The organism is Butyrivibrio fibrisolvens, from assembly GCF_037113525.1.
In the GTDB taxonomy this organism is placed as follows: Bacteria; Bacillota; Clostridia; order Lachnospirales; family Lachnospiraceae; genus Butyrivibrio; species Butyrivibrio fibrisolvens.
The window spans coordinates 2,861,952-2,888,269 of record NZ_CP146963.1 but is presented as its reverse complement, the minus strand read 5'-3'; the positions used below and the strand labels follow the sequence as shown (position 1 = coordinate 2,888,269).

At 41.9% G+C, this 26,318-nt stretch carries 20 protein-coding genes; 19 read left to right on the top strand and 1 reads right to left on the bottom strand.

Translation table 11 applies throughout. The annotated features are described in order from the left end of the window. Window positions 1-54: 54 nt before the first annotated feature. Window positions 55-480: a hypothetical protein gene (locus WAA20_RS12040; RefSeq protein ID WP_073387925.1), complete on the top strand. Its 426-nt coding sequence runs from the start codon at window positions 55-57 to the stop codon at window positions 478-480. Window positions 481-560: 80 nt separating this feature from the next. Here the strand turns inward: WAA20_RS12040 and abc-f are convergent, their stop codons facing one another. Then, complete coding sequence (gene abc-f / locus WAA20_RS12035; protein WP_073387923.1) at window positions 561-2,588, bottom strand: ribosomal protection-like ABC-F family protein; 2,028 nt, start codon at window positions 2,586-2,588, stop codon at window positions 561-563. Window positions 2,589-2,902: 314 nt separating this feature from the next. Between abc-f and WAA20_RS12030 the strand changes: the two genes are divergently transcribed. The 18 genes from WAA20_RS12030 to scpB all read left to right on the top strand — a co-directional run bounded on the left by WAA20_RS12030 (window position 2,903) and on the right by scpB (window position 26,142). Beyond that, on the top strand, window positions 2,903-3,547 hold the full coding sequence (locus tag WAA20_RS12030; RefSeq protein WP_073387921.1) for a redox-sensing transcriptional repressor Rex: 645 nt from the start codon (window positions 2,903-2,905) through the stop codon (window positions 3,545-3,547). A 246-nt stretch (window positions 3,548-3,793) separates the two neighbouring features. Continuing rightward, the gene (locus WAA20_RS12025; RefSeq protein WP_073387919.1) at window positions 3,794-4,447 is read left to right on the top strand and encodes a hypothetical protein; all 654 of its coding nucleotides are present in this window, start codon (window positions 3,794-3,796) and stop codon (window positions 4,445-4,447) included. A gap of 133 nt (window positions 4,448-4,580) precedes the next feature. Continuing rightward, window positions 4,581-6,191 (top strand): bifunctional ADP-dependent NAD(P)H-hydrate dehydratase/NAD(P)H-hydrate epimerase, encoded by a 1,611-nt coding sequence (locus tag WAA20_RS12020; RefSeq protein WP_073387918.1) that lies wholly within the window; start codon window positions 4,581-4,583, stop codon window positions 6,189-6,191. Window positions 6,192-6,291: 100 nt separating this feature from the next. Then, complete coding sequence (alr, locus tag WAA20_RS12015; protein WP_242951179.1) at window positions 6,292-7,491, top strand: alanine racemase; 1,200 nt, start codon at window positions 6,292-6,294, stop codon at window positions 7,489-7,491. Window positions 7,492-7,625: 134 nt separating this feature from the next. Further along, a complete protein-coding gene (locus WAA20_RS12010) occupies window positions 7,626-9,062 on the top strand; it encodes a cytochrome b/b6 domain-containing protein (RefSeq protein WP_073387916.1) in 1,437 nt (478 codons plus the stop codon). Between the two features lie 502 nt (window positions 9,063-9,564). After that, a complete protein-coding gene (locus WAA20_RS12005) occupies window positions 9,565-10,923 on the top strand; it encodes a hemolysin family protein (protein ID WP_073387914.1) in 1,359 nt (452 codons plus the stop codon). A 59-nt stretch (window positions 10,924-10,982) separates the two neighbouring features. Further along, a complete protein-coding gene (locus WAA20_RS12000) occupies window positions 10,983-11,723 on the top strand; it encodes a YebC/PmpR family DNA-binding transcriptional regulator (protein WP_073387913.1) in 741 nt (246 codons plus the stop codon). Between the two features lie 102 nt (window positions 11,724-11,825). Further along, on the top strand, window positions 11,826-13,877 hold the full coding sequence (locus WAA20_RS11995; protein WP_073387911.1) for a hypothetical protein: 2,052 nt from the start codon (window positions 11,826-11,828) through the stop codon (window positions 13,875-13,877). Window positions 13,878-13,985: 108 nt separating this feature from the next. Beyond that, a complete protein-coding gene (locus WAA20_RS11990; protein ID WP_073387910.1) occupies window positions 13,986-16,904 on the top strand; it encodes an insulinase family protein in 2,919 nt (972 codons plus the stop codon). Window positions 16,905-16,937: 33 nt separating this feature from the next. Continuing rightward, window positions 16,938-17,864: a GTPase Era gene (gene era, locus WAA20_RS11985; protein WP_073387908.1), complete on the top strand. Its 927-nt coding sequence runs from the start codon at window positions 16,938-16,940 to the stop codon at window positions 17,862-17,864. Beyond that, window positions 17,845-18,528: a DNA repair protein RecO gene (recO, locus tag WAA20_RS11980; RefSeq protein WP_242951178.1), complete on the top strand. Its 684-nt coding sequence runs from the start codon at window positions 17,845-17,847 to the stop codon at window positions 18,526-18,528. Before era ends, recO begins: the two co-directional genes overlap by 20 nt. Before the next feature lie 179 nt (window positions 18,529-18,707). Continuing rightward, window positions 18,708-19,328 (top strand): hypothetical protein, encoded by a 621-nt coding sequence (locus WAA20_RS11975; RefSeq protein ID WP_073387907.1) that lies wholly within the window; start codon window positions 18,708-18,710, stop codon window positions 19,326-19,328. 27 nt (window positions 19,329-19,355) lie between these two features. Further along, complete coding sequence (locus WAA20_RS11970) at window positions 19,356-20,774, top strand: glycine--tRNA ligase (RefSeq protein ID WP_034490907.1); 1,419 nt, start codon at window positions 19,356-19,358, stop codon at window positions 20,772-20,774. A 24-nt stretch (window positions 20,775-20,798) separates the two neighbouring features. Further along, window positions 20,799-23,453, top strand: coding sequence for an alanine--tRNA ligase (alaS, locus tag WAA20_RS11965; RefSeq protein ID WP_073387905.1), 2,655 nt, complete (start codon window positions 20,799-20,801; stop codon window positions 23,451-23,453). Between the two features lie 136 nt (window positions 23,454-23,589). Then, window positions 23,590-23,766: a 30S ribosomal protein S21 gene (rpsU, locus tag WAA20_RS11960; protein ID WP_022755619.1), complete on the top strand. Its 177-nt coding sequence runs from the start codon at window positions 23,590-23,592 to the stop codon at window positions 23,764-23,766. A gap of 99 nt (window positions 23,767-23,865) precedes the next feature. After that, window positions 23,866-24,762, top strand: coding sequence for a metallophosphoesterase (locus WAA20_RS11955; protein WP_167562717.1), 897 nt, complete (start codon window positions 23,866-23,868; stop codon window positions 24,760-24,762). Then, window positions 24,762-25,571 carry a segregation/condensation protein A gene (locus tag WAA20_RS11950; protein WP_073387904.1) on the top strand — a complete coding sequence of 270 codons (810 nt, stop codon included), beginning with the start codon at window positions 24,762-24,764 and terminating at the stop codon, window positions 25,569-25,571. The genes WAA20_RS11955 and WAA20_RS11950 overlap by 1 nt, the downstream gene beginning before the upstream one ends. Before the next feature lies 1 nt (window position 25,572). Next, window positions 25,573-26,142, top strand: coding sequence for an SMC-Scp complex subunit ScpB (gene scpB, locus WAA20_RS11945; RefSeq protein ID WP_073387902.1), 570 nt, complete (start codon window positions 25,573-25,575; stop codon window positions 26,140-26,142). Window positions 26,143-26,318: the final 176 nt, after the last annotated feature.

Below are 26,318 nucleotides of genomic sequence, written 5' to 3'. Positions count from 1 at the left end.
TTTTATTTTAGAACAACAGGTATAAATATATAATTTCAAGTAGAGGCGTTGTATATGAAAAAGATAGTTATTGTTGTTTTGGCAGTTGTGATTGTTATTTGCGCAGCTGTAATGGGATTCCTAACCTTTGGGAATTCTCAAAAAGGAAGCGTAGAGATAATAGAAGATAAGTCCTACCTTAGCGACTTTGTAGTTCAGGATGGAGAGACCAAGATTAATTGCGTTCTCACATTCAAGAATACTTCTGATAAAGACATCACGTTCTCAGTAAAAGCTCATTTCACAGACGACTACGAAAGCGGTCTTGTAAGTGATGAGTATGTAATTGGTATATGTGAAGACACAGGTGAAGAGCACATAACGATTAAAGCTGGAGAGACAATCGAGTATAAAGGAGTGGCTTTCTGCTCCAAGAATAACGGCAGCGAGATCAAGAGCGACAGGCTCCTTCCTGACCTGACAATAGAAGAAATTGAGTGATATTTAAAGAGGGTGAATCTTCTGGAATAGAAGATAACACCCTCTTTTTTCTTAAGATATATAACAAGCTATGGTCTGAATTACTCAGAAAGCATAGCCCACTTATCATACAGCACTTCAAGCTTTGCTGTTATATCTTCCTGCTCGTCCGTGCGCTTGCGAAGCTCTGCAAGGTCTGTTGCGATCTCAGGTCTGGACATTTCTTCGTTAAGGACTTCGTTACGCTCTTCAAGCTTTGCGATTTCTTCTTCGCAGGCCTTAAGCTCTTTTTCCTTCTTCTTCTGCTGGGCAGCAGCGGCTTTCTGGGCTTTCCAGTCAGCCTTACCGTCAGTAGAATCGGCACTGTCACCTGCATACTGGAAGCTGTTAGATTTGATCGTGCCTGAAGCAGATGCTGAAGTGGTACTTCCTAAGGTAGAAGCGCTCTGGCCTCCGAGAAGTACGCCGCTTGCTGCAGCCGTAGCAGTAGCAGACTGATTACCTGACAGGATCTGAGCCATTCGCTCGTCATGATGCTCAAGGTAATAGTCGTAGTTACCAAGATAGTTAACAAGGACGCCGCTTGTAAGATCAAGAATCCTGGTAGCAGTCTTGTTGATGAAGTATCTGTCATGGCTTACATAAAGGACTGTTCCTTCATAGCCGTTAAGAGCGCTTTCAAGAACTTCCTTACTTGTGATATCAAGGTGGTTTGTAGGCTCATCGAGAAGCAGGAGATTAGCTTCTGAGAGCATAAGCTTTGCAAGTGACATTCGTCCTTTTTCACCACCGGAGAGGTCGCCGACACGCTTGAATACATCTTCTCCTGTAAAGAGGAATGCGGCAAGTGTATTTCTTATCTCAGTGTTGTTTAGTGTTGGATACTCATCTGAGATTTCTTCGAACAGGGTCTTCTCATCATGAAGGACGTGGTGCTCCTGATCGTAGTAACCGGGATGAACTTTGACGCCCAGTGTTATCTTACCTGCGTCAGGTGGAAGCAGACCATTGATTATCTTAAGCATTGTGGTCTTACCTGTTCCGTTATCACCGATTATGGCTACTCTTTCACCTCTTTTTATTTCAAATGATATATTTTCAAAAAGATGTGCATTGTCAAAAGATTTAGAGATGCCCTCAACGTTTAATACGTCATTACCTGATACGCAGGAGGGAGTGAGCTTTATCTTCATCTCGTCGTCAACTTCTGTAGGCTTTTCGATACGCTCGATCTTGGCCAGCATCTTTTCCCTACTCTCGGCACGCTTGATGGACTTTTCTCTGTTAAAGCTCTTAAGCTTATCGATTACGTCCTGCTGGTGCTTGATTTCCTGCTGCTGATTGATGTAGGCATGCCAAGCAATGGCGCGGCGTTTCTCTTTTTCTGTAGCATAGAAGGAGTAGTTGCCGTTGTAGATGCCGGACTTGGTCTGGTCAATCTCAACGATCTTGCCTGCTATCTTATCAAGGAAGTAACGGTCGTGGGATACGATCAGTACTGCGCCCTTGTAGTTGAGAAGGTAGGTCTCAAGCCACTGAATTGAGTTCATATCAAGGTGGTTGGTGGGCTCGTCAAGGATGATGAGGTCAGGCTTTTGCAGAAGGAGTTTACCAAGGGCAACCCTGGTCTTCTGGCCTCCTGAGAGAGTGCTGATGGGCTTTCCAAACTCTTCATCAGTAAATCCAAGACCTCTTGCAACGCCCGCAACTTCGCTCTGCCATGCATATCCGTCGATAAGCTGGAAGTGGTGAGTCATTGCGGTGTAGTCGTTCATGAGCTTTGTGAGCTCGTCCCCTGTTAAGACCTTCATCTTGTCTTCAGCTTCACGGATCCTCTCTTCAAGCTCAATCGTATCCTTTTTTACAAGCTTAAGTTCATCATAGATTGTGTTAGATGAGTCTATATTCTGGTTCTGCGCCAGATATCCAAAACTTGTATCCTTAGCAAAAACAACTTCGCCTTCGTCTGGAGAAAGCTGACCTGTGATTATCTTAAGCAGCGTAGTCTTGCCCGCTCCATTGATGCCGACAATAGCTGCTTTTTCATTGGCTTCTATATGAAAAGAAACACCTTTTAAGATATCTTTTCCATCAAATGATTTACATATATTGTGACATGAAAGTAACATGATATACCTCGTTATTTGTAGCTCATTACGTAGAATTGCACCAAGGATTATATCATATATATTACTCAACTTAAACTTCGCGCATATAAAATATGCTAAAACCTCAGGAATATGCGACAACCTAGCCGATTTATATGCGCGAGTTTACGTTTATAATATTATGGAAAACTCTAAAAGCCGCACCAGCCGCGGATTTGCGAAGATGCGGGATCTGAGGAAAACTGTATATTTTTGATTGACTAAAGTTTAACGAAACGATACAATTAATAGAGTGATACAAAATTAACAATAATAACAGATCAGGAGGAAGGCGCATGGATAAGGAAATATCCCAGGCAGTAGTCAGCCGCCTGCCCCGTTATTTCAGATATCTTGGTGAACTTAAGGCTAGTGGGGTTGAGAGGATTTCATCTCAGGAACTTTCAGATATTATGAAGGTTACTGCTTCACAGATCAGGCAGGATTTCAACAATTTCGGTGGATTTGGACAACAGGGATACGGGTACAATGTTGAGTATCTTTATGACGAGATCAGTAAGATCCTTGGCATTGATAAGAAGCATCAGCTCATAATAATAGGAACGGGTAATCTTGGTACAGCTCTTGCGGGTTATACCAATTTTTCAACAAGAGGCTTTGTATTTAAAGGCGCTTTTGATCACGATCCGTCACTTTATGGCAAGATGATCGGTGATGTTGAGATCCGTCCTGTAGATGAGATTGAGGATTTCATTAAGAAGAACAATATCGATATCGCTGTTCTGACTATTCCCAAGGATCAGGCAATTCCTATGGCAGACAGACTTATCAAGGCCGGTATCAAGGCGATCTGGAACTTCGCTCATGTAGATCTTGATGTTCCGGACAACGTTCAGGTTGAGAATGTTCATCTTTCAGATAGTCTTATGAAGCTTTCATACAACATCAATCGTTACGAGAGAGCTCATAAGAGCAAATAGTTTTTTCCTAAATAACAATGTTAGTAAAATGGCAGGCTGCGTATGGGTGGGATACATCCTGGCGGGCCTGTCATTTATGTTGAGTTTTATTATATAATGATAGTAGCGGACTATGTCTTTTTGATAAGCTGGAGCCTTTGCAGATATCTTAAGTTCTAATTAAATCAGGCGGTCTTGCCGAAATACTAAGTGGCTGTTTTCGTTGTTCTATATATCCTGTAATTCGTGCCTAAGAGGAAGGATGCTATGTCCAGAGAAGAAGATGTCTACATGCCGGCACTACTTGGCAAGAATATACCAATTGTAACAACTGATGATAAGTGGAAGATGCTTTTTGGCGAAGAGGGCGTGAGTGAAGAAATTCAGGCCCTTGCAACTGAGCTTAACAAGCTTATGGATTCGCAGGCTGCCTTTAAGCAGAAGATAAAAGATATAAAGCGCCTTAAAAAGACTCTTCTTGACGAAGTTATAGGAATTTCTGACAGGCTCAATAAGGGAGACAAGTCGGCTGCCAAGGAACTTGATGACAGAAAGAGGCTTATCGGCGACTGTAACACGCAGATCGAAGCTCTTGAAGATCAGCTTGTGGGCCTTCCAAGAGAGATATACCAGCTCAATTATAAAGTCATGGTTGCGTCCATGTCCGTATGTTATGAGAGGCTCCATCGCAACACGGATGAGATCAACGAGATCGATGAGTGGCTTTCCAATACGAGAAAAGAGCTTAAGAAACAGGTCATAAGGCTTCAGGAAGGTGAGATGGAGAACTTTAATCTGTACTCTTATATGCATGATATCTTTGGGCCTGAAGTTGTAGATATTTTCGATATGGAATATGATCCTGAGAGAAATCACAGGATCCGCACGCCAAGCGCAGATTCAAGGCAGCCTGGCGCATAGAATTATTGAACTTAACATGATGACCTTGATTTATGGAATCTTAAACTTGATAAGATGATCAGATAACTGGAAACGCCTTTTTTCCAGGCAATTTGGTAATTAGAGCTGAACACGACTTGTAAAGAGGGAATATATGCAGTATTTAGTTACGGCTAATGAAATGAAAACCTGTGATCGCAATACATCAGAGCACTTTGGCGTTCCATCCATAGTGCTTATGGAAAGAGCGGCACTTGCAGTTGCAGCCAGGATCGGTGAGTGGAAGAGGGCTTTGCATACGTCAAGAGCCTTTAATGTCCTCATCGTTTCAGGGCACGGCGGCAATGGCGGCGACGGAATCGCGATAGGAAGGATCCTTCATCAGCACGGATACAGGGTTCAGATAGCGCTTGTATGTGATAAGGACTCAAATCCGGATACGGTTCTGCAGAAAAAGTGTGCTGCGGCTTATGGGATTCCAATGGACACTTTTTCCAATGTAAGAGCCACCAAATCACAAATGGAATGGGATATCATAGTAGATGCTGTTCTGGGAATAGGATGCACGCATGATATAGAAGGCGAATACGGCGAAGCGATCATGTACATCAACGAGTGCAAGAAACTCAAGGATGAATCAACTCTTGTGGTTTCTGTTGATATGCCATCCGGAATAGATACTGATACAGGAAGTGTTCACCAGCTGGCAGTTAAGGCTGATATGACAATTACGTTTAATTTTGCCAAGATGGGACAGCTTTTATATCCCGGTACTGAGTACTGCGGACAGCTTTTTGTTGAAGACGTTGGTATTACTGTTGACGGCTTTATGGGCAATCTTCCGGAGTACTTCTTCTTTGATGAGGGGCCTGAAGATCTTTTGCCAAGGAGAGTTGGATATGGTAATAAGGGGACGTTCGGTAAGGTTCTCGTGATAGCCGGCAATGACATGGTCAGCGGCGCTTGCCTCCTGTCTTCCAAGGCGGCTTTTCATTCAGGTGCCGGAATGGTCAAGGTGTTTACAACGCCTGCCACTGCTGAAGTCATCAAGCAGAGCATTCCTGAAGCTATGTTTAGCTGTTATGCCAACATAGAGACAGATGACAATATCAATAAGATAAAAAATATACTTGTTGAAGACTTAAAGTGGGCCAGTGCAGTTGTTATAGGTCCCGGCCTTGGAACTGGAATGGTCGCAAAGGCAATCTTTAGCATTGTTCTTGAAAACTATGACGGCTTCCTTGTTGCTGATGCAGATGCGCTGAATTTACTTGCAGAAGATAAGGAGCTAAGCCAGCTTGCAAGAAAATATACAGAGTCTGAAGATAAGCTCCTCGTCCTGACTCCTCATGTTGCAGAGTTTGCAAGGCTTTATAATGCGGCATTTGGAGATGAGCAAAGTGAGCCTGCATCTGTATATGACATTAAGGAAAACATCCTGAAGTGGCCGCAGGTCCTTGCGGATCATTACAGCTGTGTTGTAATATGCAAGGATGCAAGAAGCGTTGTAGCTGGTGGCGGTAAAAAGCAGATGTATATCAATATATCCGGTAACAGCGGTATGGCTACTGCAGGATCGGGAGACGTTCTTGCAGGAATCCTCGGGGCTCTGAGCTCAAGGAAGCTGGGAGGCTTCCAGACAGCCTGCATCGCGACTTTTATACACGGCCTTGCCGGTAACCGCGCGGCTTCCAGAGTAGGGGAGTATTATATGACAGCCAGTGATATAATAAAAGAGCTGGCAAATGTTCTTCCGGAAAAATGAGTTTGAAATTAAAATTTCAAACTCTACGACGTGGTGTCGTAAACGCCACCACGTCCATAAATTACTTGTATCATAATATACAGAAAGTGTAATCAATAAAATGAATTCACATGAAATAGTTAGTAGACTTAAGCTTTCAGAGAAGATGGCTTTAAAATATCCGAGAGTATGTGCTGCGATCGATCTGGATGCTATTCTTTCGAATATGCGTTCAATGCATGATAATCTGAAGCCTGAAACTAAAATGATCGCAGTTATCAAAACCGACGGATACGGATTTGGAGCTGTTCCGATAGCTAAGATGCTTGAAACAGAGGATTATATTTGGGGGTATGCTTCAGCTACTGTAGAAGAAGCAATGGAGCTTAGGGATAACGGAGTTGTTAAGCCTATACTTATTCTGGGATATACATTTCCATTTTCTTACGATACCCTTATTGATAACGAAATAAGACCAGCCGTATTCAGATACGATCAGCTTGAGCAGCTTGAAGAAAGAGCTTTGCTTAAGGCTAAGACCGGCTGGAACGGTAAAGTTAAGGTTCATATTGCTGTTGATACATCCATGTCCAGAATTGGCGTTCGCCCTGATGATGAAGGAGCTGCGTTTGTAGCAAAAGCTCTTTCCATGAAGTACATTGAAGTTGAGGGAATCTTTACTCATTTTGCCAGAGCGGATGAAAAAGACCTTACGGATGCTATTTCTAAAAAAGATATATTTGCTTCTTTCATTGAAAGAGTTGAAAAAGAAAATAACTGCAGGATCCCGCTTCACCACTGCGCAAATTCTGCAAGTATAATACAGATCCCGCAGGCTCAGATGGATATGGTTAGAGCAGGTGTTACAATGTACGGAATGAAGCCATCTGAGGATGTTCCTACAGATAAGGTTAAGATAGGACCTGCCCTTGGCCTTTACAGCCACATCGCCTATATTAAAGATGTACCTGCAGGCGTGCCTGTAAGCTATGGCGGAACCTTTGTGACCGACAAGCCCACCAGAATGGCTACAGTCCCTGTTGGATACGGCGACGGATATCCAAGAAGCCTTTCCAATAAAGGCTACGTCCTTATCCATGGCAAGAAAGCTCCGATACTCGGCCGCGTGTGCATGGACCAGTTCATGGTTGATGTAAGTGACATTCCGGAAGCATTAGAGAATGATGAAGTTACCCTCATAGGCTGGAGTGGTGATAGTCATATATCAATTGAAGAGCTTGGAGATTTAAGCGGACGATTCAACTACGAACTTGCCTGCGACCTTAATCCCAGAATTCCTAGACTCTATATTAGAGGATGATTTTAGGATTATGAAGGCTTTAGAAAGCTGATCTGAATATATCTATTTTGTATTTTGACTATATTAGATAAGCTTATTGTTATAAGAAAAAAGAACTGTATTGTTATTGATCAGTTTTACAACACGGGGTATATATGCTTTTTATAAGTGTACTTGTTACTATTTTCATGACTATACTAAAAGCATACGTATGGTTGCTTAAACAGATGTTTAAGCTTATTTGGAATGTTTATAAACTGTTTGTGTGTCTATTTCCAGCTGCCGGTATCGTACTGGCAGCTCTTGTTGTATTTGAATGTGCAGGCTTTGTAACAGGTAATGATTATATCGGCAAGGCATCAGATTTCGTATCTCAGTACGTCCATGCAGCAGCTCCGACTCCCCTTGATAATGCAGTAAATGGGACAAGCCAGAACACCGACATCTCCAAAACTGCCAGTGACGTATCAGGCTACGCATCAAGCCTTACAGATAACTTAACATCAGACCTTCAAAAGAACATCGAAAGCGGAGTAAGTGACATCTCTGAACAAGTCACTAAGACACTCCTTCAGACAGTAACCTCCTGGTGGGAAGGAATCCTTGAAAGGAGCGAGCAGAAAGCCTATATGGTAATCGCCTGGGCTATAACTATCCTCATAGGAATCCCCATCTTCTTAGGCTTATTATTCTTATCAGCCGCCGCCAGCGGCTTCCACTTCATCGGGATAGCCATAATCTGCGACCTTGTCCTCTACATAGCAAGAAGCATCTTCGGAATGACAACCCCATTCAGACAGTTCAGAAGAAGATACTGCTTCCTTTTCCACACCAAGCCCTTCTACGACCCCAAGTACGAAGACTCTTACCAGGACTGGCTCAAACGCCACCACGACGAATTCGAAAACGACACCTTCGGAACTTGCAATGCCTACGATGACGACTACGATCCTGACGAAGACTACAACAGAGTAGGAAAACGTGACTTCGAAGGAAGGCGCGTTACAAGAAAAGAAGCCAAAAAACTTGAAAGATTAAGAAAACGCCAGCAAAACTACGACGATTACTACGAAGACTACTACGACCGCCTTGAGTCTCAGGAAGATGAAGACGACGATTACGACTCTGATTACGACCAGATAGACGTAGACGAACCCGAAGACGAAGAGTATGAAGATCGCAGAGACTACAAAGATTATAGAGATTATAGGCAGAGTCGTCGAAGAAGCAATAAGTACTCTCGAAGCCGCAGCTATGACGATTACTATGAAGACGAGGAAGATAACGAAGAAAAGTATAGTCGTGCGAAATATGGTAACAAGTACAGTCAGGCAGATGATGAGGAAGCTGAGGATGACTATTACGAAAAGTCATATAGAAGAAATGGGTCATCTGGTAGCAGTTCCAGATCGTCGAGAAAATCTAATTTTGAAACTTTCGATTTCTTCGCCGGCTGCCGATCAAGAGACGGTGTAGTCAAGAAGTACCACTCTCTTGCAAAACTTTACCACCCTGACAATCTCGAAGGCGATTCATCAGCAATAACTGAAATCAATCGCCAGTACAAAGAAGCAATCGGAAAATATAAATAAATATCGAACGATTCGCTTTCTTACGAAATCCGCAGTAAATGCGGATTTCTGATTCAAAGTTGCGAAAATATATTCGCTTTCGCAACACGAAATCCCACTTGTGTGGATTTCGCCCCCAATGAATCTAAAACAAATCTGCAATGCGTGAACCGTCAATATCGCCAATATCCCGGTGGAAGATTGCGGAGAAAGTAGATTCTCGGAGCGTTGATAAATAAACTCAAAAGCCGATTTTAAAAATTTTCCCGGTTTTTGTTAGGCTCTTCGGAGCGAAAGTACAGCGTGCCCACGACAGCGGAGAAGAGCCTTACAAAAACCAGGAAAATTTTTACATGAGGCTTCTGAGTTTATTTATCAACGCCCCGAGCGCACATCCCCCACTCATCCCCCGCGCCTTGACGATATCCCCCCGCAATGCTATAGTTTAAGTTGACATTTTGTGTGCATACTGCGCCGAAGTGTCTTGCGAAAACAATTATTTTCTAAAAGGAGATGAATTTATATGGATGATGGCGGACCCTCTGCCTTTTATTTTATGGGACTTGCACTCCTCCTGATACTCGATGTCATCGTGTACGGCTTTGGCGCAGCCCTTCATAATCTAAAAGCAGAAGACCTCTTTGGCGAAGCTTTAGAGGAAGGTGAAGAACCATCCGAAGAAGAAAATGAAAAGGTGAAAAGTTCCGGCGATGCCTTTTTGTCAGGACTTATCAGTAATCCGACAGACTATGTCAATACTGTTCAGCTTTTTGTTTTTATATTGAATATCATCATCGGACGCTTCTATGTTGAACGTTTCGGAATAATAGTTGGAAGTGCGTTTTCTGTGTTTGATGAGACTCTGGCTCATATTTTAGGGCAGCTTGTAACTGCATTTCTTCTTTTATACGTGTTTTTGTCGATCGGTGTGCTTCTTCCCAAGAAGCTTGCCAGAAGACAGCCCAAGGGATGGGCTAAAATCCTGAGCCCTTTTATCAGGGTGCTTATGGCTGTTCTTAAGCCTTTTACCAAGCTTATCGAGCTTACAGTACATGGGATCATGTATCTGTTTGGCATCAGGGATTTTGATGATGACACGGATGTGACTGAAGAAGAGATAAGATCCATGGTTTCTGAAGGTCAGGAACAGGGCGTACTTCAGGATTCTGAAGCCAACATGATCACTAATATCTTCGAGTTTTCTGATAAGGAAGTTCGGGATATTATGACTCATCGTAATGATATATGTGGAATTGATGGTACCATGAACCTTGAAGATGCAATAAGCTTCATGCTTCAGGGTAACAACTCAAGATTTCCTGTTTTTCTTGATAATATCGATCATATAATTGGTATAGTTCATATCAGGGATGCAGTCCAGAAGGACTCTGAACCTGATAATGAGAAAAGAGAGATCAGGCAGATACGAGGCCTTATGCGTCAGCCTATGTACGTGCCTGAAACAAGGAATATCGAATCTCTTTTCCACAGCATGCAGTCAACCAAGACCCAGATTGCGATAGTAATCGATGAATATGGCCAGACTGCAGGTCTTGTATCAATGGAGGATATCCTTGAGGAGATCGTTGGTAATATCATGGATGAGTACGATGAAGATGAGAGCTTCATCACTCCGTCCGGTAAGCCAGGCGAGTTCGTTGCTCTTGGAAGAACTCCTATAGAGACAGTTGAGAAGCGCTTTGGAATAGATCTTCACGAGGATGAGTTTGAAACTCTGAATGGTCTTCTAATTTCAAAAATGGACAGGATACCTGAAGAAGACGAGAAGTTTGATGTGACGATCGATGGTTATAACTTCAGCATTATTTCTGTTCAGAATCATATGATCACCAGTGTGGCGGTCAAAAAGATAATTGTTTAAAACGCGAGGCAGATAGCTTCGTAGTAATATATTTTTTTACGGAAGGAAAGGTTTTAAAGATGTCAGGACATTCAAAATTTGCAAACATCAAGCATAAGAAGGAGAAGAACGACGCTGCTAAGGGTAAGATCTTCACAGTAATCGGACGTGAGATCGCAGTAGCTGTTAAGGAAGGTGGTCCGGATCCATCCAACAACTTCAAGCTTGCTACAGTAATCGCTAAGGCTAAGGCCAACAACGTACCTAACGATACAATCGAAAGAGGTATCAAGAAGGCATCCGGTGAGAACGGTGGAGTTGATTACAAGGCATTCACATATGAAGGATATGGTCCTGGCGGAACAGCTATCATCGTTGAGACTCTTACAGATAATACAAACCGTACAGCTGCTAACGTTAAGAGCGCATTCACAAAGGGTAAGGGTTCTATGGGAACACCTGGATGTGTATCTTTCATGTTCGATGAGAAGGGTCAGATCATCATTGATAAGGAAGAGTGCTCAATGTCAGCTGATGACCTTATGATGTTAGTACTTGATGCAGGCGCTGATGATTTCAAGGAAGAAGAGGATTCTTTTGAGATCCTTACAGCTCCTGATGCATTCCAGGGCGTAGTAGAAGCTCTTAACAACGCTAAGATCGAGACAGTTTCTGCAGAAGTTACTAAGATTCCTCAGAACTATGTTCAGGTTACAGATGAGGAGAACGTTAAGTGCCTTAGAAGAATTCTTGATATGCTTGACGATGATGATGATGTACAGAACGTATATCACAACTGGGATGAGCCAGACGAGGACTGATTTAGCATAATTGTAGGGAGAATTGCAGGATTAAATTTCGGCATGGAAGTGCATGAGGCATTTCTATGCCGGTAATAATTATATAAAAATGGGGGATCGGAAATGATACTGAAGAAAGATGTATCTTCGTATGTTATCTGGGCATTATTTGCTGCATTTAATGTATTACTGATTGCTTTATTTGGGTTATATTCCGGTCTCTTTCCTACTTCGGATACAACTGAAACGATGCTTTTTGCGGGACTGTTTACGGTTCTCGTTGGAGGTACGTGTCTTGTTGTATCCTTTTTAATTGACAAACTTTCGGTTTACTTTATGCAAGACAAACGTATTAACTCTAATCTTATTTACTGGATATTATTTATACTTGTCCTGATTGGGGGAATTGGCCTTAGAAGTTATATTCTCTATAGCGAAGGCTTTTTTGTCAGATCAGGAAACATTCTGTTTGAGACAGCAACAGTTACAAATGGGGGCATTATCAAAGCTGATTCTATCTGGAAGCTTTTCTACCTGATGGGAATGAGGACGGTTCTGTATTTGACAGGCGATGTTCTTACTGCGGCTTTGATCTATCAGCTGGTTATAAGGATACTTTTCTTTATCCTTATAGCAGTAGCAGCAAGGATAATGACCGGGAGGGTTTCATCTGTTATAGTTCTTTCACTTCTCATGTTCCTTCCGCCATTTATAACAGTTCATAGCCTGGACGCTGTTTCGTTTTTTGAATTATTCGTGGCACTTGAGCTTACATTCCTTGCTCTGTACTTTAAGTGCATGACAAGGGTTAAACCAGTCTCTGTAGGCGGATACTTTTTGTTTATCTTACTTGGAATTGGCCTTGGGGCTATGTTTTATATGGATGCCGGAACTGTTTTGTTCTGGAGTCCGATGCTCCTTCTGCTTTTCGTATTTAAGAAGATAAAAGAAGTTCTTTTGAGCTTTTTGTGCATACTTCCTGGCGCAGTAGCTGGATTTATGCTGATACTAATCTGCTGGGACGGCTACAATGTGATCGTTCCTGCATTGAACAGGTGGTCTTCGAAGTATTTCGCGGATATTCTTTCTATCGAAAGCTTTGAAGTCATCGGCGAGTCGAGTTCATCTTCCTATGCGGTTTTATATCTCGTTCTTGCAATAGTCATGCTTTGTTCGACTTTTGCATTCCTTTTCCATAAAAAGACTACGCGTCTGTCACCTGTTATGCTTCAGGCACTTCTGGTATGTCTGGTAGCACCTGTTATGGGAGAGACCAATGTTAATACTCTCAGAATGATGACTCTTATGTGCATTTTAGTGATCGGAGGAGGAATTGCCTGCATGCTTACTTCTTATGATACTTCTGATTTTGATGTACTACTTGGCAAGGAAAATGATGAGCCTGCTGCTGAATTTGATGATTGGGCTGACCTGGAAGATGCTGATTCTGACTATGCACTGCTGAAGGGCTCGGGCGATGATGACTCTAAGTCTGATGATGCAGGAGCAGAGGATGCCCAAGAGTCTGAGAATAAAAAGACTATGAAGGTAGTAACTCCTGAGAAGAAGGAAGATGGAGAGGCTGAGAAAGCATCCTCTGAGAATGAAGAGATTGAAAAGGTAGAGTCTGAGAAAGCATCTTCTGAGAATGAAGAGACTACAGATTTTGATAATACAGATTCAAAAACAGAGTCTCTTGAAAAAACAGTTATAAAATCAGAAGACTTTGAAGAAAACAAAGACAATTCTTCAGAGCCACTTGCAAAAACTGATGATCTATTAGAAAATACAACAGAAACCATAGTAGCAGAGGCTAACAGTACAACTGTTGATAATTTTGCATCAGATAATATCAGAGAAGTATTGTTTGACACAGAAGAAAAGTATGATAAAGATTTTGATAAGAACTCTGATATAAACTTTGATAAGAACTCTGATAAAAGCGTTGATAAAAGCTCTGCTGTAAGATTTGTTCCTGAAGGAATGGTAGTTCCTATGGATACAGAAGAGGATGAGGAGACTCCAAGGCCAGGCAGACGCGATATTCTTGAAAGACGCCGCAATATGGCCAAAATGCAGAGCCCTTCCGGCAAGCTTAAGGTTGGACGCAAGGTTATCGTTAACAGGGAATTCGATCTTGAAGCTACAGATGGCGATGATTTTGATCTGTTCTGATAATTTTGAAAATTTCTTATGATAGTTTTAAAAATACATTTTTATAGAAATATAAAAACTTGTTATGAAACAAAAATATATAAGTAACGAAGGGGTAGTAAGATTTTTATGACAGTAAATGAATTGACAGCTTATGAGGTTCTGGAACACAGAAGAATTGATGATCTTGGAACTGATAGCTATATTTTAAGACACAAAAAGACAGGGGCGCGTGTAGTTCTTTTGCCAAATGAAGATGAGAACAAGGTTTTCTACATCGGATTCCGTACACCGCCTACAGATTCAACAGGTGTAGCTCATATCATTGAGCATACAGTACTTTGCGGATCCAAGGATTTCCCTGTTAAGGATCCTTTTATCGAACTTGCCAAGGGTTCACTTAATACCTTTCTTAATGCGATGACATATCCTGACAAGACAGTTTATCCTGTTGCAAGCTGCAACGATGCTGACTTCCAGAATCTGATGCATGTTTATCTTGATGCAGTATTCTATCCGAATATTTATAATACAGATAATATATTCAAGCAGGAAGGCTGGCACTACGAGATGGAGAGCGCTGATGATGATCTTAAGATCAACGGCGTTGTTTATAATGAGATGAAGGGTGCCTATTCTTCACCTGATGATATCCTTGATAAGGGTATCATGAATTCTCTTTATCCTGACAATACTTATAATATTGAGTCAGGCGGAGATCCTGATTTCATCCCGGATCTGACATACGAGCAGTATCTTGATTTCCACAGAAGATACTATCATCCTTCAAACAGCTATATCTACCTTTATGGAAATATGGATATGGCCGAGAAGCTGACTTATATCGACGAGCACTATCTTTCTAATTTTGATTATCTTGAGATCGATTCCAGCATTAAGCTTCAGGACCCTTTCAAGACACAGTCAGTTGTTCACAAGGATTATTCTATTCTTAAGACAGATGATCTTAAGGACAACACATATCTGACAATGAACTGGTCAGTTGGCACAAGCCTTGACAGAAAGCTTTATGTTGCTTTCGATGTCCTTGATTATTGCCTTGTTTCAGCTCCCGGAGCTGTTGTTAAGAAGGCTCTTATCGATAAGGGAATCGGTAAGGATGTTTACAGCGAGTATGAAAATGGTGTACTTCAGCCATTTTTCTCAGTGATCGCAAAGAATGCCAACGCTGATCAGGCAGATCTTTTCAAACAGACTATCATGGAATGCCTTGAAAAGACTGTAAAAGAAGGCCTTGATAAGAAAGCCCTCGAAGCAGCCATCAACGTTGATGAGTTTAAGTACAGAGAAGCTGATTTTGGAAGATTCCCTAAGGGACTTTTGTATGGCCTCCAGGTTCTTGACAGCTGGCTCTACGATGATATGAAGCCTTTCATCCACATTGAAGCAGGCGATACATACAAAGAGCTTAGAGAAGAGGTTAAGGGCAGATACTTCGAAGACCTTATCCAGAAGTATCTTATTGATAACACTCACTCCAGCATGTTCATCATGGATCCTGTAAAGGGCCTTAATGAGGAAAAAGAGGCTGCGAAGGCTGCTGAACTTCAGAAGTACAAAGAAAGCCTTTCAAAAGATGAGATAGATGAGATCGTTCGTAAGACTATAGAGCTTAAGGAATATCAGGAAGCGCCTGACAGCGAAGAAGACCTTAAGAAGATCCCTATGCTTACAAGAAAAGACCTTAGAAGAAGCGTAGAGCCATATATCTATGAGGAAAAGAAGGTTGGAGATAATGTACTTTTATTCCATGATATTTTTACAAATGGTATAGATTATCTTAACTTTGTATTCCGTATGGAAGATGTTCCTTATGATCTTTTCATTTACTCAGGAATCCTTAAGTCAGTACTTGGACTTGTAAATACCAAGAACTATTCTTATGGAGATCTTTATAATGAGATCAACATGAAGACTGGCGGTATTACTGCAAGTGTTGGAACATATTCAGACAGACGTAACCTTGATAACTTTGCTACAACATTTGAGATTACTGCCAAGGTTCTTCCATCTAACATAGACAATGCGTTTGACCTGGTATCAGAGATCATAAGAACTTCTAAGATCGACGACTACAAGCGTATGAAAGAGATCCTTGATGAGAAAAAGTCTCACATGGAAGTTGACCTCCAGACAGCAGGCCACAGAGCAGCAGCTCTTAGAGCTACATCAGGATTTTCAAAGGCAGGCTGCGTATCTGAGAATCTGTCAGGTATTAGCGGATATCGCCTTGTTCAGAAATACGCTGACAATTATGATCAGGCTGCGCACAAAGAGCTTGTAGAGAAGCTTTCAGAGCTTATGAAGGTTCTTTTCCGTAAAGAAAACTTCCTGTTAAGCTTTACTACAGACAAGAATAATTACGGTGAAATTGAAGAGAAGATGGCTTCTTTTGCCGAGAATCTCTATACAGAAGAATGCCAGAAGGGGCATCTTGAATTTGCTCCTGTTAAGAAGAAGGAAGCATTCATGACTCCCGGACAGGTTCAGTATACTGCACTTGCAGGTAACTTCAGAAAGAACGGACTTGAATACACAGGAGCTCTTCGTGTTCTTCAGGTTATGATGGGTTACGACTTCCTCTGGAACAACATTCGTGTTAAGGGCGGCGCTTATGGCGTTATGGGAGGTGCTTCTCCAAATGGTGACTCCTACTTCGTAACATATCGTGATCCTCACCTTAAGAGAAGTCTTGACGTATTCCACGAGGTTTCTGATTTTGTCAGAAATTATGAGGCTGATGAGCGCACACTTACTGGATTTGTGATAGGTGCTATCGGCGAGCTTGATACACCTAAGACTCCAAGCGCCAAGGGTACATACGGCCTTACTGCTTATATGTGCCATGCAAACCTTGAGAAGATGCAGCTGCACCGTGATCAGATGCTTGATATAACTGTAGAAGACATCAGAAAACTTGCAGATTATGTTGATGCATTTGAAGCTGATGACAGCGTATGCGTTGTAGGTACAGGTGAAAAGATTGAGCAGCACAAAGATCTTTTTGACAAGATCGAAGAGCTGTGACCATCAGAAAGTATAAGAGTGAATAGATAATTTATGGATAGTAATAGTTTTAAAACAGGATTTATAGCACTTGTGGGACGTCCCAATGTTGGTAAATCCACACTTATGAACAATATGATAGGGCAGAAGATTGCCATCACATCCAATAAGCCTCAGACTACAAGAGGCCGTATTCAGACTGTGTATACGGATGAGCGTTGTCAGATGATCTTCGTAGATACGCCAGGAATCCATGAGACCAAGAATAAGCTTGGTTCTTACATGCTCCATATAGCCCAGAAGACTTTAGAAGATGCAGATATGATCCTGTGGCTTGTTGAGCCTACTGATTTCATAGGTCAGGGAGAAAAATATATAATCAAGCAGCTTAAACGCTGCAAGCAGCCAATCGTCCTTGTTATCAACAAGATCGATACTGTTAAGAAGAATCAGCTTCCAAAGTTTATCGATACTTACCAAAAAGAGCTGGATTTTGCAGAGATCGTACCTGTTTCTGCAAGGAAAAGAGAGAACATCGACACTTTAATGGATGTGATCTATAAATATCTTCCATATGGTCCTGCTCTTTATGATGAAGATACTGTAACAGAAGAGCCTGAGCGTGATATAGCTGCTGAGATCATCAGGGAAAAGGCCCTTCGCCTTCTTCAGGATGAAGTTCCTCACGGAATAGCAGTTACCATCGAGAGAATGAGAGAAAGAGAAGGCTATCTTTCTGATGACGGTAAGCCCCTTCTTGATGTTGATGCCACGATCATCTGTGAGAGAGACTCACACAAGGGCATTGTTATCGGCAAGGGCGGCGCCATGCTCAAGAAGATCGGAAGTCAGGCCAGAGTCGATATCGAAGATATGACTGAGTGCAAGGTAAATTTGAAACTATGGGTTAAGGTTCGTAAGAACTGGAGAGATGACAGTTCACAGATGAAGCATTTTGGCTATGATGAAAGAGACATTTGACTCAGATAACAGACTTATTGTTAATGGAATGATCCTAAAGCACAGGCCTGTTGGCGAATATGATTTTGCCGTTACGATCCTGACCATGGAGCGCGGTAAGATCAGTGCTTTTGCAAGAGGGGCAAGGAAACCGGGAGGAAAGCTTTCCGGCAACGTTGAGCCCTTTTGCTATGGGTCTTTTGTCATGTATGAGGGGAGAAGTTCTTACAACATAATCGAAGCTGATATCATCAATTATTTCGAGCCATTCCGCCGGGATCTGGAAGCTACCTGCTATGGGACCTATCTTCTGGAACTGGCGGATTATTATGCAACAGAAAACAGTGATGAAAGTAGGCTCCTGAAGCTTTTGTACCTCTCCCTTACAGCATTTACCAAAGACTGTTTTGACAAAAGACTTGTAAGATGCATCTTTGAGCTAAGAGCACTTGTAATAGACGGTCAGTATCCGGGATTTCCGGAAAGAAGAAACTATTCGGACGCCTGCAGGCTTGCAATGCAGCATATAAGTGGTGCGGAGCTTAAAAATCTTTTTACGTTTAAGTTAAGTGAAGAAGCACTGGGAGAACTTGTGGAGATAACTAAGATCTATAGAGATATGTTCGTTGACAGGCAGCTTAAAAGCCTTGATATGCTCGCTACGCTTGAAAACGGGAGTTTGTAAAAGCGCCATTGCTTTATAATTTGAGGTGCAATTTATATGTGTGAAGTTGTAGATGTATAATGTTGAAAAAACAAAGTACCTCTATTATAATCATGTAATGTGCGCGGTTTTATATCGGACCAATTGAGGTCAGGTAGCGACAATAAATTTGATTCATATGAAAAGACGGGTAAAAGATTATGATCAAAGAATCAAAAGATTTAAGACAGTATGTGCGCAGATCTGCTGCTATGTTAATGCTTGCAGCATTTGTCCTTTCGGGATGCGGCAAGAGCAGTGATGTTACAAAATCTGAGACCACAGCGATCTATGTGGGCAAGGATGGTAAAGTGATCAATACCATAGTGGAGGATTTCTCAGCTTCCTACTATAATCTGGATGAAATGAAAGCGCAGATCGAAGAAGAGGTCAGCGAATACAATTCGACCAAGGGGCAGGATCTTATCACACTTCAGGATACTGTCAAGGAAGATAAGAATGTGCGCGTTGTAATGACATACAAGGACGCGGCATCTTATGCGGACTTTAACGGTATGCTCCTTTTCTATGGTTCATATAGTGATATGAAGGCCGCTGGATACAACCTTCCTTCAACACTTGTTGATTCTAAAGGCGGCAAGATCGATATCTCGAAGATCGCAGATGACCAGATGGTCGTTGTTATGGAAGAAAAGATAGGATTCTTTTCCTCAGGTAAAATAGCTTATGCTCCGGCAGGAACTGTCTGGAACGGAAGTAAAAATGTAGATTTATCTGCAACTCAGGATGATTTGTGTTATATTGTACTGAAAGCAGATTAACGAATAAAGATACAGGAGATTAAGGAAATGAAAGCAGAAGAGAAGACAATGGACAAAGTTATTGCACTGGCTAAGGGCAGAGGATTTATTTTCCCCGGTTCTGAGATTTACGGAGGTCTTGCAAATACTTGGGATTACGGTCCACTTGGTGTTGAATTCAAAAATAATGTCAAGAAGGCATGGTGGAAGAAATTCGTACAGGAGAACAAGTACAACGTAGGTGTTGACTGTGCTATCCTTATGAACCCTCAGACTTGGGTTGCATCAGGACATCTTGCCGGCTTCTCTGATCCTCTTATGGACTGTAAGGAATGCCACGAGCGTTTTAGAGCAGATAAGATCATCGAGGATTTTGCACAGGAGAATAATATAAAGCTTGAATCATCAGTTGATGGCTGGAGCCAGCAGCAGATGATGGATTTCATTAACGATAACAACATTCCTTGCCCTACATGCGGCAAGCACAACTTTACTGATATCCGTCAGTTCAACCTTATGTTCAAGACATTCCAGGGTGTAACTGAGGATGCTAAGAACACAGTATACCTTCGTCCTGAGACAGCACAGGGTATATTCGTAAACTTCAAGAATGTACAGCGTACAACTCGTAAGAAACTTCCTTTTGGTATCGGCCAGATCGGTAAGAGCTTCCGTAACGAGATCACACCTGGTAACTTCACATTCAGAACACGTGAGTTCGAGCAGATGGAGCTTGAGTTCTTCTGCGAGCCTGGTACAGACCTTGAGTGGTATGAGTACTGGAAGAACTTCTGTAGAGATTTCCTTGTAAGCCTTGGCATGAAGGAAGATGAGATGCGTCTTCGTGAGCATGATCCTGCTGAGCTTGCATTCTACTCAAAGGGAACAACAGATATCGAGTTCAAATTCCCATTTGGTTGGGGCGAACTTTGGGGTATCGCTGACAGAACAGATTATGACCTTGGCCAGCACCAGACAACATCTAACCAGGATCTTACATACTTTGATGAAGAGAAGAAGGAGCGTTACATCCCTTACGTTATCGAGCCTTCACTTGGTGCAGACCGTGTTGCTCTTGCATTCCTTTGCGCAGCATATGATGAAGAGGAACTTGAGGGCGGCGATGTAAGAACAGTTATGCACTTCCATCCTGTTCTTGCTCCTGTTAAGATCGCAGTACTTCCTATCTCCAAGAAGCTTTCTGAGAACGCTGAGAAGGTATTCGATCAGCTTTCCATGAAGTGGAACTGTGAGTACGATGACAGAGGATCAATTGGTAAGAGATACAGAAGACAGGATGAGATCGGAACTCCTTTCTGCATCGCTTATGACTTTGATTCAGAAGAAGATCACTGCGTAACAATCCGTGAGCGTGATACTATGAAGCAGATCGAGTATTCAGAAGGCAATGTAAGATGGCCTATCGCTGAGCTTGATAAGTTCTTTGAAGAGAAGTTTGCTTTTTGATGATAAATAGTTGGAGGAAATAAGATGAAACAGTTTACTGCTAGTGAGCTTCGTAAAGCATGGAAGCAGTTTTATATTGATAGAGGACATGTGGACTGTGGCGCCGTTTCACTTGTATCTGACGGATCAACAGGTGTTATGTTCAATGTTGCAGGTATGCAGCCGCTTATGCCTTATCTTCTTGGTAAGAAGCACCCTATGGGAACACGTCTTTGCAACGTACAGGGCTGTGTTCGTACTAACGATATTGATTCAGTAGGTGACAAGAGCCACGGTACTTTCTTTGAAATGATGGGTAGCTGGTCTCTTGGCGACTATTTCAAGAAAGAGCGTTGCCAGTGGAGCTTTGAGCTTCTTACACAGCTCTTTGGTTTTGATGCTGATCACCTTGCAGCTACTGTATTTGCAGGTGATGAGAACGCACCTCGTGATGAAGAGGGTGCTAAGTATCGTATTGAATCCGGATTTAAGCCTGAGAACATCTATTATCTTCCTGCTGAAGATAACTGGTGGGGACTTGAATATGGTCCATGCGGTCCTGACAGTGAGATGTTCTATGTTAAAGACGTTCCGGATTGCGGACCAAACTGCGGACCTGGATGTCACTGTGGCAAGTATACCGAGATCGGTAATGACGTATTCATGCAGTATGAGAAGCACCATGACGGTCATCTTACACCTCTTGCACAGAAGAACGTTGATACAGGTTGGGGACTTGAGAGAATCCTTGCTTTCCTTAACGGAGTAGATGATGTTTATAAGATCGATCTTCATGCACCTGTTATCGCTTATATTGAAAAAGAGAGCGGTATCAAGTATGAAGCTGATGAGAAGACAACAAGATCAATGAGAATCCTTGCTGATCATACTCGTACATCAGTTATGCTTATCGGTGATGAAGCTAAGCTTCTTCCTTCTAACACAGGAGCTGGCTATATCCTTAGAAGACTTATCCGTCGTGCTGTAAGACACGCAAGAACTCTTGGACTTAACAAGGATCAGATCCTTGGAGTAGCTAAGATCTACATTGATGAGTATAAAGAGAGCTATGAGCATCTTAACAAGAATCAGAAATTTGTTCTTACTGAGCTTGAGAGAGAGATCGTTCGTTTCGAGTCTACTCTTGAAAACGGTATGAAGGAATTCAAGAAGATCCTTGATAAGACTACTGCTGAAGGCAAAAAAGAGATCAGTGGTAAGGATGCATTCTTCCTTTATGATACATACGGCTTCCCTGTAGAGCTTACTGTTGAGCTTGCTCAGGAAGAGGACCTTACAGTTGATGAGGAAGGCTTCAAGACTTCTATGGAAGAGCAGAAGCAGAAGGCAAGAGATAACCAGAACTTCTCTGCTAATCTTGAGGCTGGCAAAGGCGTATTCGATGGACTTGATGAGTCTGTAAAGGTGGAATTCCTTGGCTATGATGCTCTTGGCTGTGATGGCACAGTTGTTGCAATGGCTGGAGCTGAGGCTCTTACAGATGAGCTTACAGAGGGTCAGCAGGGTACTATCATTACAGATAAGACTACTTTCTATGGCACAATGGGTGGCCAGGTTGGAGATATCGGTGAGATCCTTGGTGCAAACGGCGCTAAATTTGAAGTGGCTGAAGCTATCAAGGTAGCTGGCGGAAGAACAGCTCATGTTGGTAAGGTTGTAGCAGGAAGCTTTAAGACTTCTGATAAGGTATCTCTTAATGTAGATGCTGCTAACAGAGCAAAGACATGCAGCAATCACTCTGCAACACACCTTCTTCAGAAAGCACTTCAGGAAGTTCTTGGAGATAGCGTAGAGCAGGCTGGTTCTTACCAGGATCCTGATAAGACAAGATTTGACTTCTCATATCATCAGGCAATGACAGCTGATGAGATCAAGAAGGTTGAAGATATTGTTAATGCTAAGATCTATGAGGGACTTTCAGTAGTTACAAAGGAAATGTCTCTTGAAGAAGCTAAGAAGACTGGCGCTATGGCCCTTTTTGGTGAGAAGTATGGCGACAGCGTAAGAGTTGTTAACATGGGCGACTGGTCAATTGAGCTTTGTGGTGGTACTCACGTTTCTAACACAAGAGAAATCGGTCAGTTCAAGATCCTTTCAGAATCCGGCGTAGCTGCAGGCGTTCGTCGTATCGAAGCTATTACAGGCAGTAACGTAATTGAATTCTATAAGGAACTTGAGCGCAACACTAAGGATGCAGCAGCACTTCTTAAGGCTACACCTGAAACTCTTGCTGATCATATCAAGAAGCTCCAGGAAGAGCTTAAGGCTCTTAAGAGCGAGAATGAATCCTTAAAGAGCAGCGCAGCTAAGGATGCTCTTGGTAATGCAGCAGATGACGCTGTAGATGTTAAGGGCGTTAAGTTCGTAGCTAAGTCTCTTAAGGATGTAGATATGAACAGCCTTCGCGAGCTTGGAGATTCTCTTAAGGAGAGCCTTGGCGACTGCGTAGTAGTTCTTATGAGCGATAATGATGGCAAGGTCAGCATCATGACAATGGCATCAGATTCTGCTGTTAAGAAGGGTGCTCATGCAGGTAACCTTGTAAAAGAGATAGCTCCTATGGTAGGAGGCGGCGGTGGCGGTCGTCCTAACATGGCTCAGGCTGGTGGTAAGAACCCTGCAGGTATCGCAGATGCTCTTAACAAGGCACAGGAAGTACTTGCAAACCAGATCAAGTAATTATGTAAATATGCGCTTGACGATTACGAAAAAGTAGTATATAATTCTATATGCTGTGAGTTAAAATAATTTAACTTAAGTAAATAACCCGATCAGTTCAATAATGTAACGGGACTGAAGGGAGGGTAGAGAATATATGTCAACAGTTATAGTAAAAGAGAATGAAACACTTGACTCCGCACTTCGTCGTTTTAAGAGAAGTTGTGCTAAGGCTGGTATCCAGCAGGAGATTCGTAAGAGAGAACATTACGAGAAGCCTAGCGTAAAGCGTAAGAAGAAGTCTGAAGCTGCTAGAAAGCGTAAATACAACTAAAGAAATACAGCCCTTGGTTTTTGTATAAAATCAAGGGCTTTTCTTTTGATTTTATTCCCGTATAATAGGCGATAGAAGTAGAAAAGAAATATACGAAAGTTGGACACAGTATTGCTGATCACCATTTTAGAAGTTCTTATATTATTATTTGTCATTTTTGCATTTATAGGTGTTGCTAACAGTGCCTATAATGCCAAGAGATTTGTCATAAGTAAATATAATGTTAAGAGCTCTAAATTAAAGAAAAACTTAAGAATATGTCACCTATCAGACCTTCATGGCTGGCAGTATGGAAAGGATAACGCTGATCTTATCAAGGCGATAGATGAGCTTTCCCCTGATATGATCATTTTTTCAGGAGATATTCTTACAGGATCGCTTCCATACAAGACATGGCCTCTTGAAACTAATCTCCTTAAGGAGCTTTCTTCAAGATATCCTGTATACGCAGCCAATGGCAATCACGAAAGTGAGCTTAGATGGTTTTATGAAGACTTTCACCGCTTTTATGATACCTATATCTCTGACATGGACAAGTTCGGGATCAAGCTTTTGAACAACGAAAGCATGAACCTTGATGAGTATGGCATTAAACTTACAGGACTTGAACTTCCTCATGAGTATTTCAGGAAGGTCATCATCCGTAAAATGCCGGCTGAATATATGAAAGAGACAATAGGCGGGCCTGATCCTGATAGATTTAATCTCCTGATAGCACATAATCCTCAGTATTTCCCCAGATATGCAGAATGGGGAGCTGATCTTACGCTGTCAGGTCATATACATGGCGGGATCATCAAACTTCCCGTTCTCGGAGGCGTTGTATCTCCGGCATTTTATCTTTTCCCAAAATATGATGGGGGACTATTTAAGATCAAAGATCGTACAATGGTTCTTTCAAGAGGACTTGGAACACATACGATTCCGATCAGGGTTTTCAATCCCGGAGAACTTGTTGTCATCGATCTTGAGGCTGAAAATGGGGAGGCTAAGTAATGGCACTTGAAGTTAAGCTTAAGGCTTTCGAAGGCCCTTTGGATCTGCTTCTGCATCTTATAGATAAAAACAAGGTCGAGATCTATGACATCCCGATCTCAACAATAACTAACCAGTATCTTGAATATATCAGCCTTATGGAAGAAGAGGATATGGATGTAACCTCCGAGTTCCTTGTTATGGCTGCTGAACTTATGGATATCAAGTGCAAGATGCTCCTGCCTCGCGAAGTTAATGAAGAAGGCGAAGAAGAGGATCCCAGAGCAGAACTTGTTGAAAAACTTCTCGAACATAAGATGTTTAAGTATCTTTCTGCAGAGCTTGCAGAAAGGTTTGACGGCTCTGATATGTATTTTTATCGTAAACCTGATATCCCAACTGAGGTCACGTCTTATGAAGCTCCTATAGATTATGAGGAGCTTGTCGGTGACAATAATCTTAAGAAACTTAATGATATATTCCAGGAACTGCTTCGAAGACAGGAAGACAAGATCGACCCTGTAAGAAGCACATTCGGCCGAATTGAAAGAGAGTCTGTTGATATTGATGAAAAGACTCTTTTTATCAAGGCATATATCAGAAAGCATAAAAGCTTTAGTTTTAGAAAACTTCTTGAAGCGCAGGCAACCAAGGCTGAGATCATCGTTGCTTTCCTTGTTATCCTTGAAGAGATCAAGCTTGGAGAAGTTACAGTAGAACAGGATGGAACTTTTGCAGATATTACCATCACATCCAAAAAGTTCGGAGAAGAACTGGATGAGGAAGAAGCTATAAAGTCTGCACAGGAACTTGCAAAGGAGCAAAACTGATATGAAAAAGAAAGAGGGAGCTGCCGCAATAGAGGCGATTCTTTTTACAATGGGAGATTCAGTTGAGATTTCCAAACTTGCTGAAGCTCTTGAAGAAAGCATAGATGAAGTTAAAGAACAGATAGAATATCTGAAAGAAAAATATAATAAGACAGATAGCGGGATTGGTCTTCTTGAGCTAGAAAATTCTTATCAGCTGTCTACCAAGAAGGATTTCTATCCTCAGCTTATCAAGGTTGCAAGTACGCCCAAGAAATATGTACTTACAGAATCGCTCCTTGAGACTTTGTCCATCATAGCTTACAAGCAGCCTGTTACAAAGGCTGAAGTTGAGCGTATTCGTGGCGTTAATTCAGACCATGCTGTTAACAGACTTGTAGAGTTTGAACTTGTAAAAGAGCTTGGCCGTATGGATGCTCCGGGACGTCCAATCTTGTTTGGTACTACGGAGGAATTCCTTCGTTCATTTGGCGTAAGATCAGTAGATGATCTGCCTTCAGTCGATATAGATCATGCTGAAGAATTCAAAAAAGAAGCTGAGCAGGAAATTGATGTGAAGCTGGATATATAATTAGTAAATATTTGGATCAAAGATAAAATACTTGAGTTAGTTGAAAAAACTATTGTTATCAGATTGATAAAAACACGAAACACGCAGCAGATGCGTGTTTTTGTTTATTTGGGGCAAAGATATATTTATAGTTATCTGTTATAATAGTCTGTGATTAGATAGTTTTTAGAAAATAA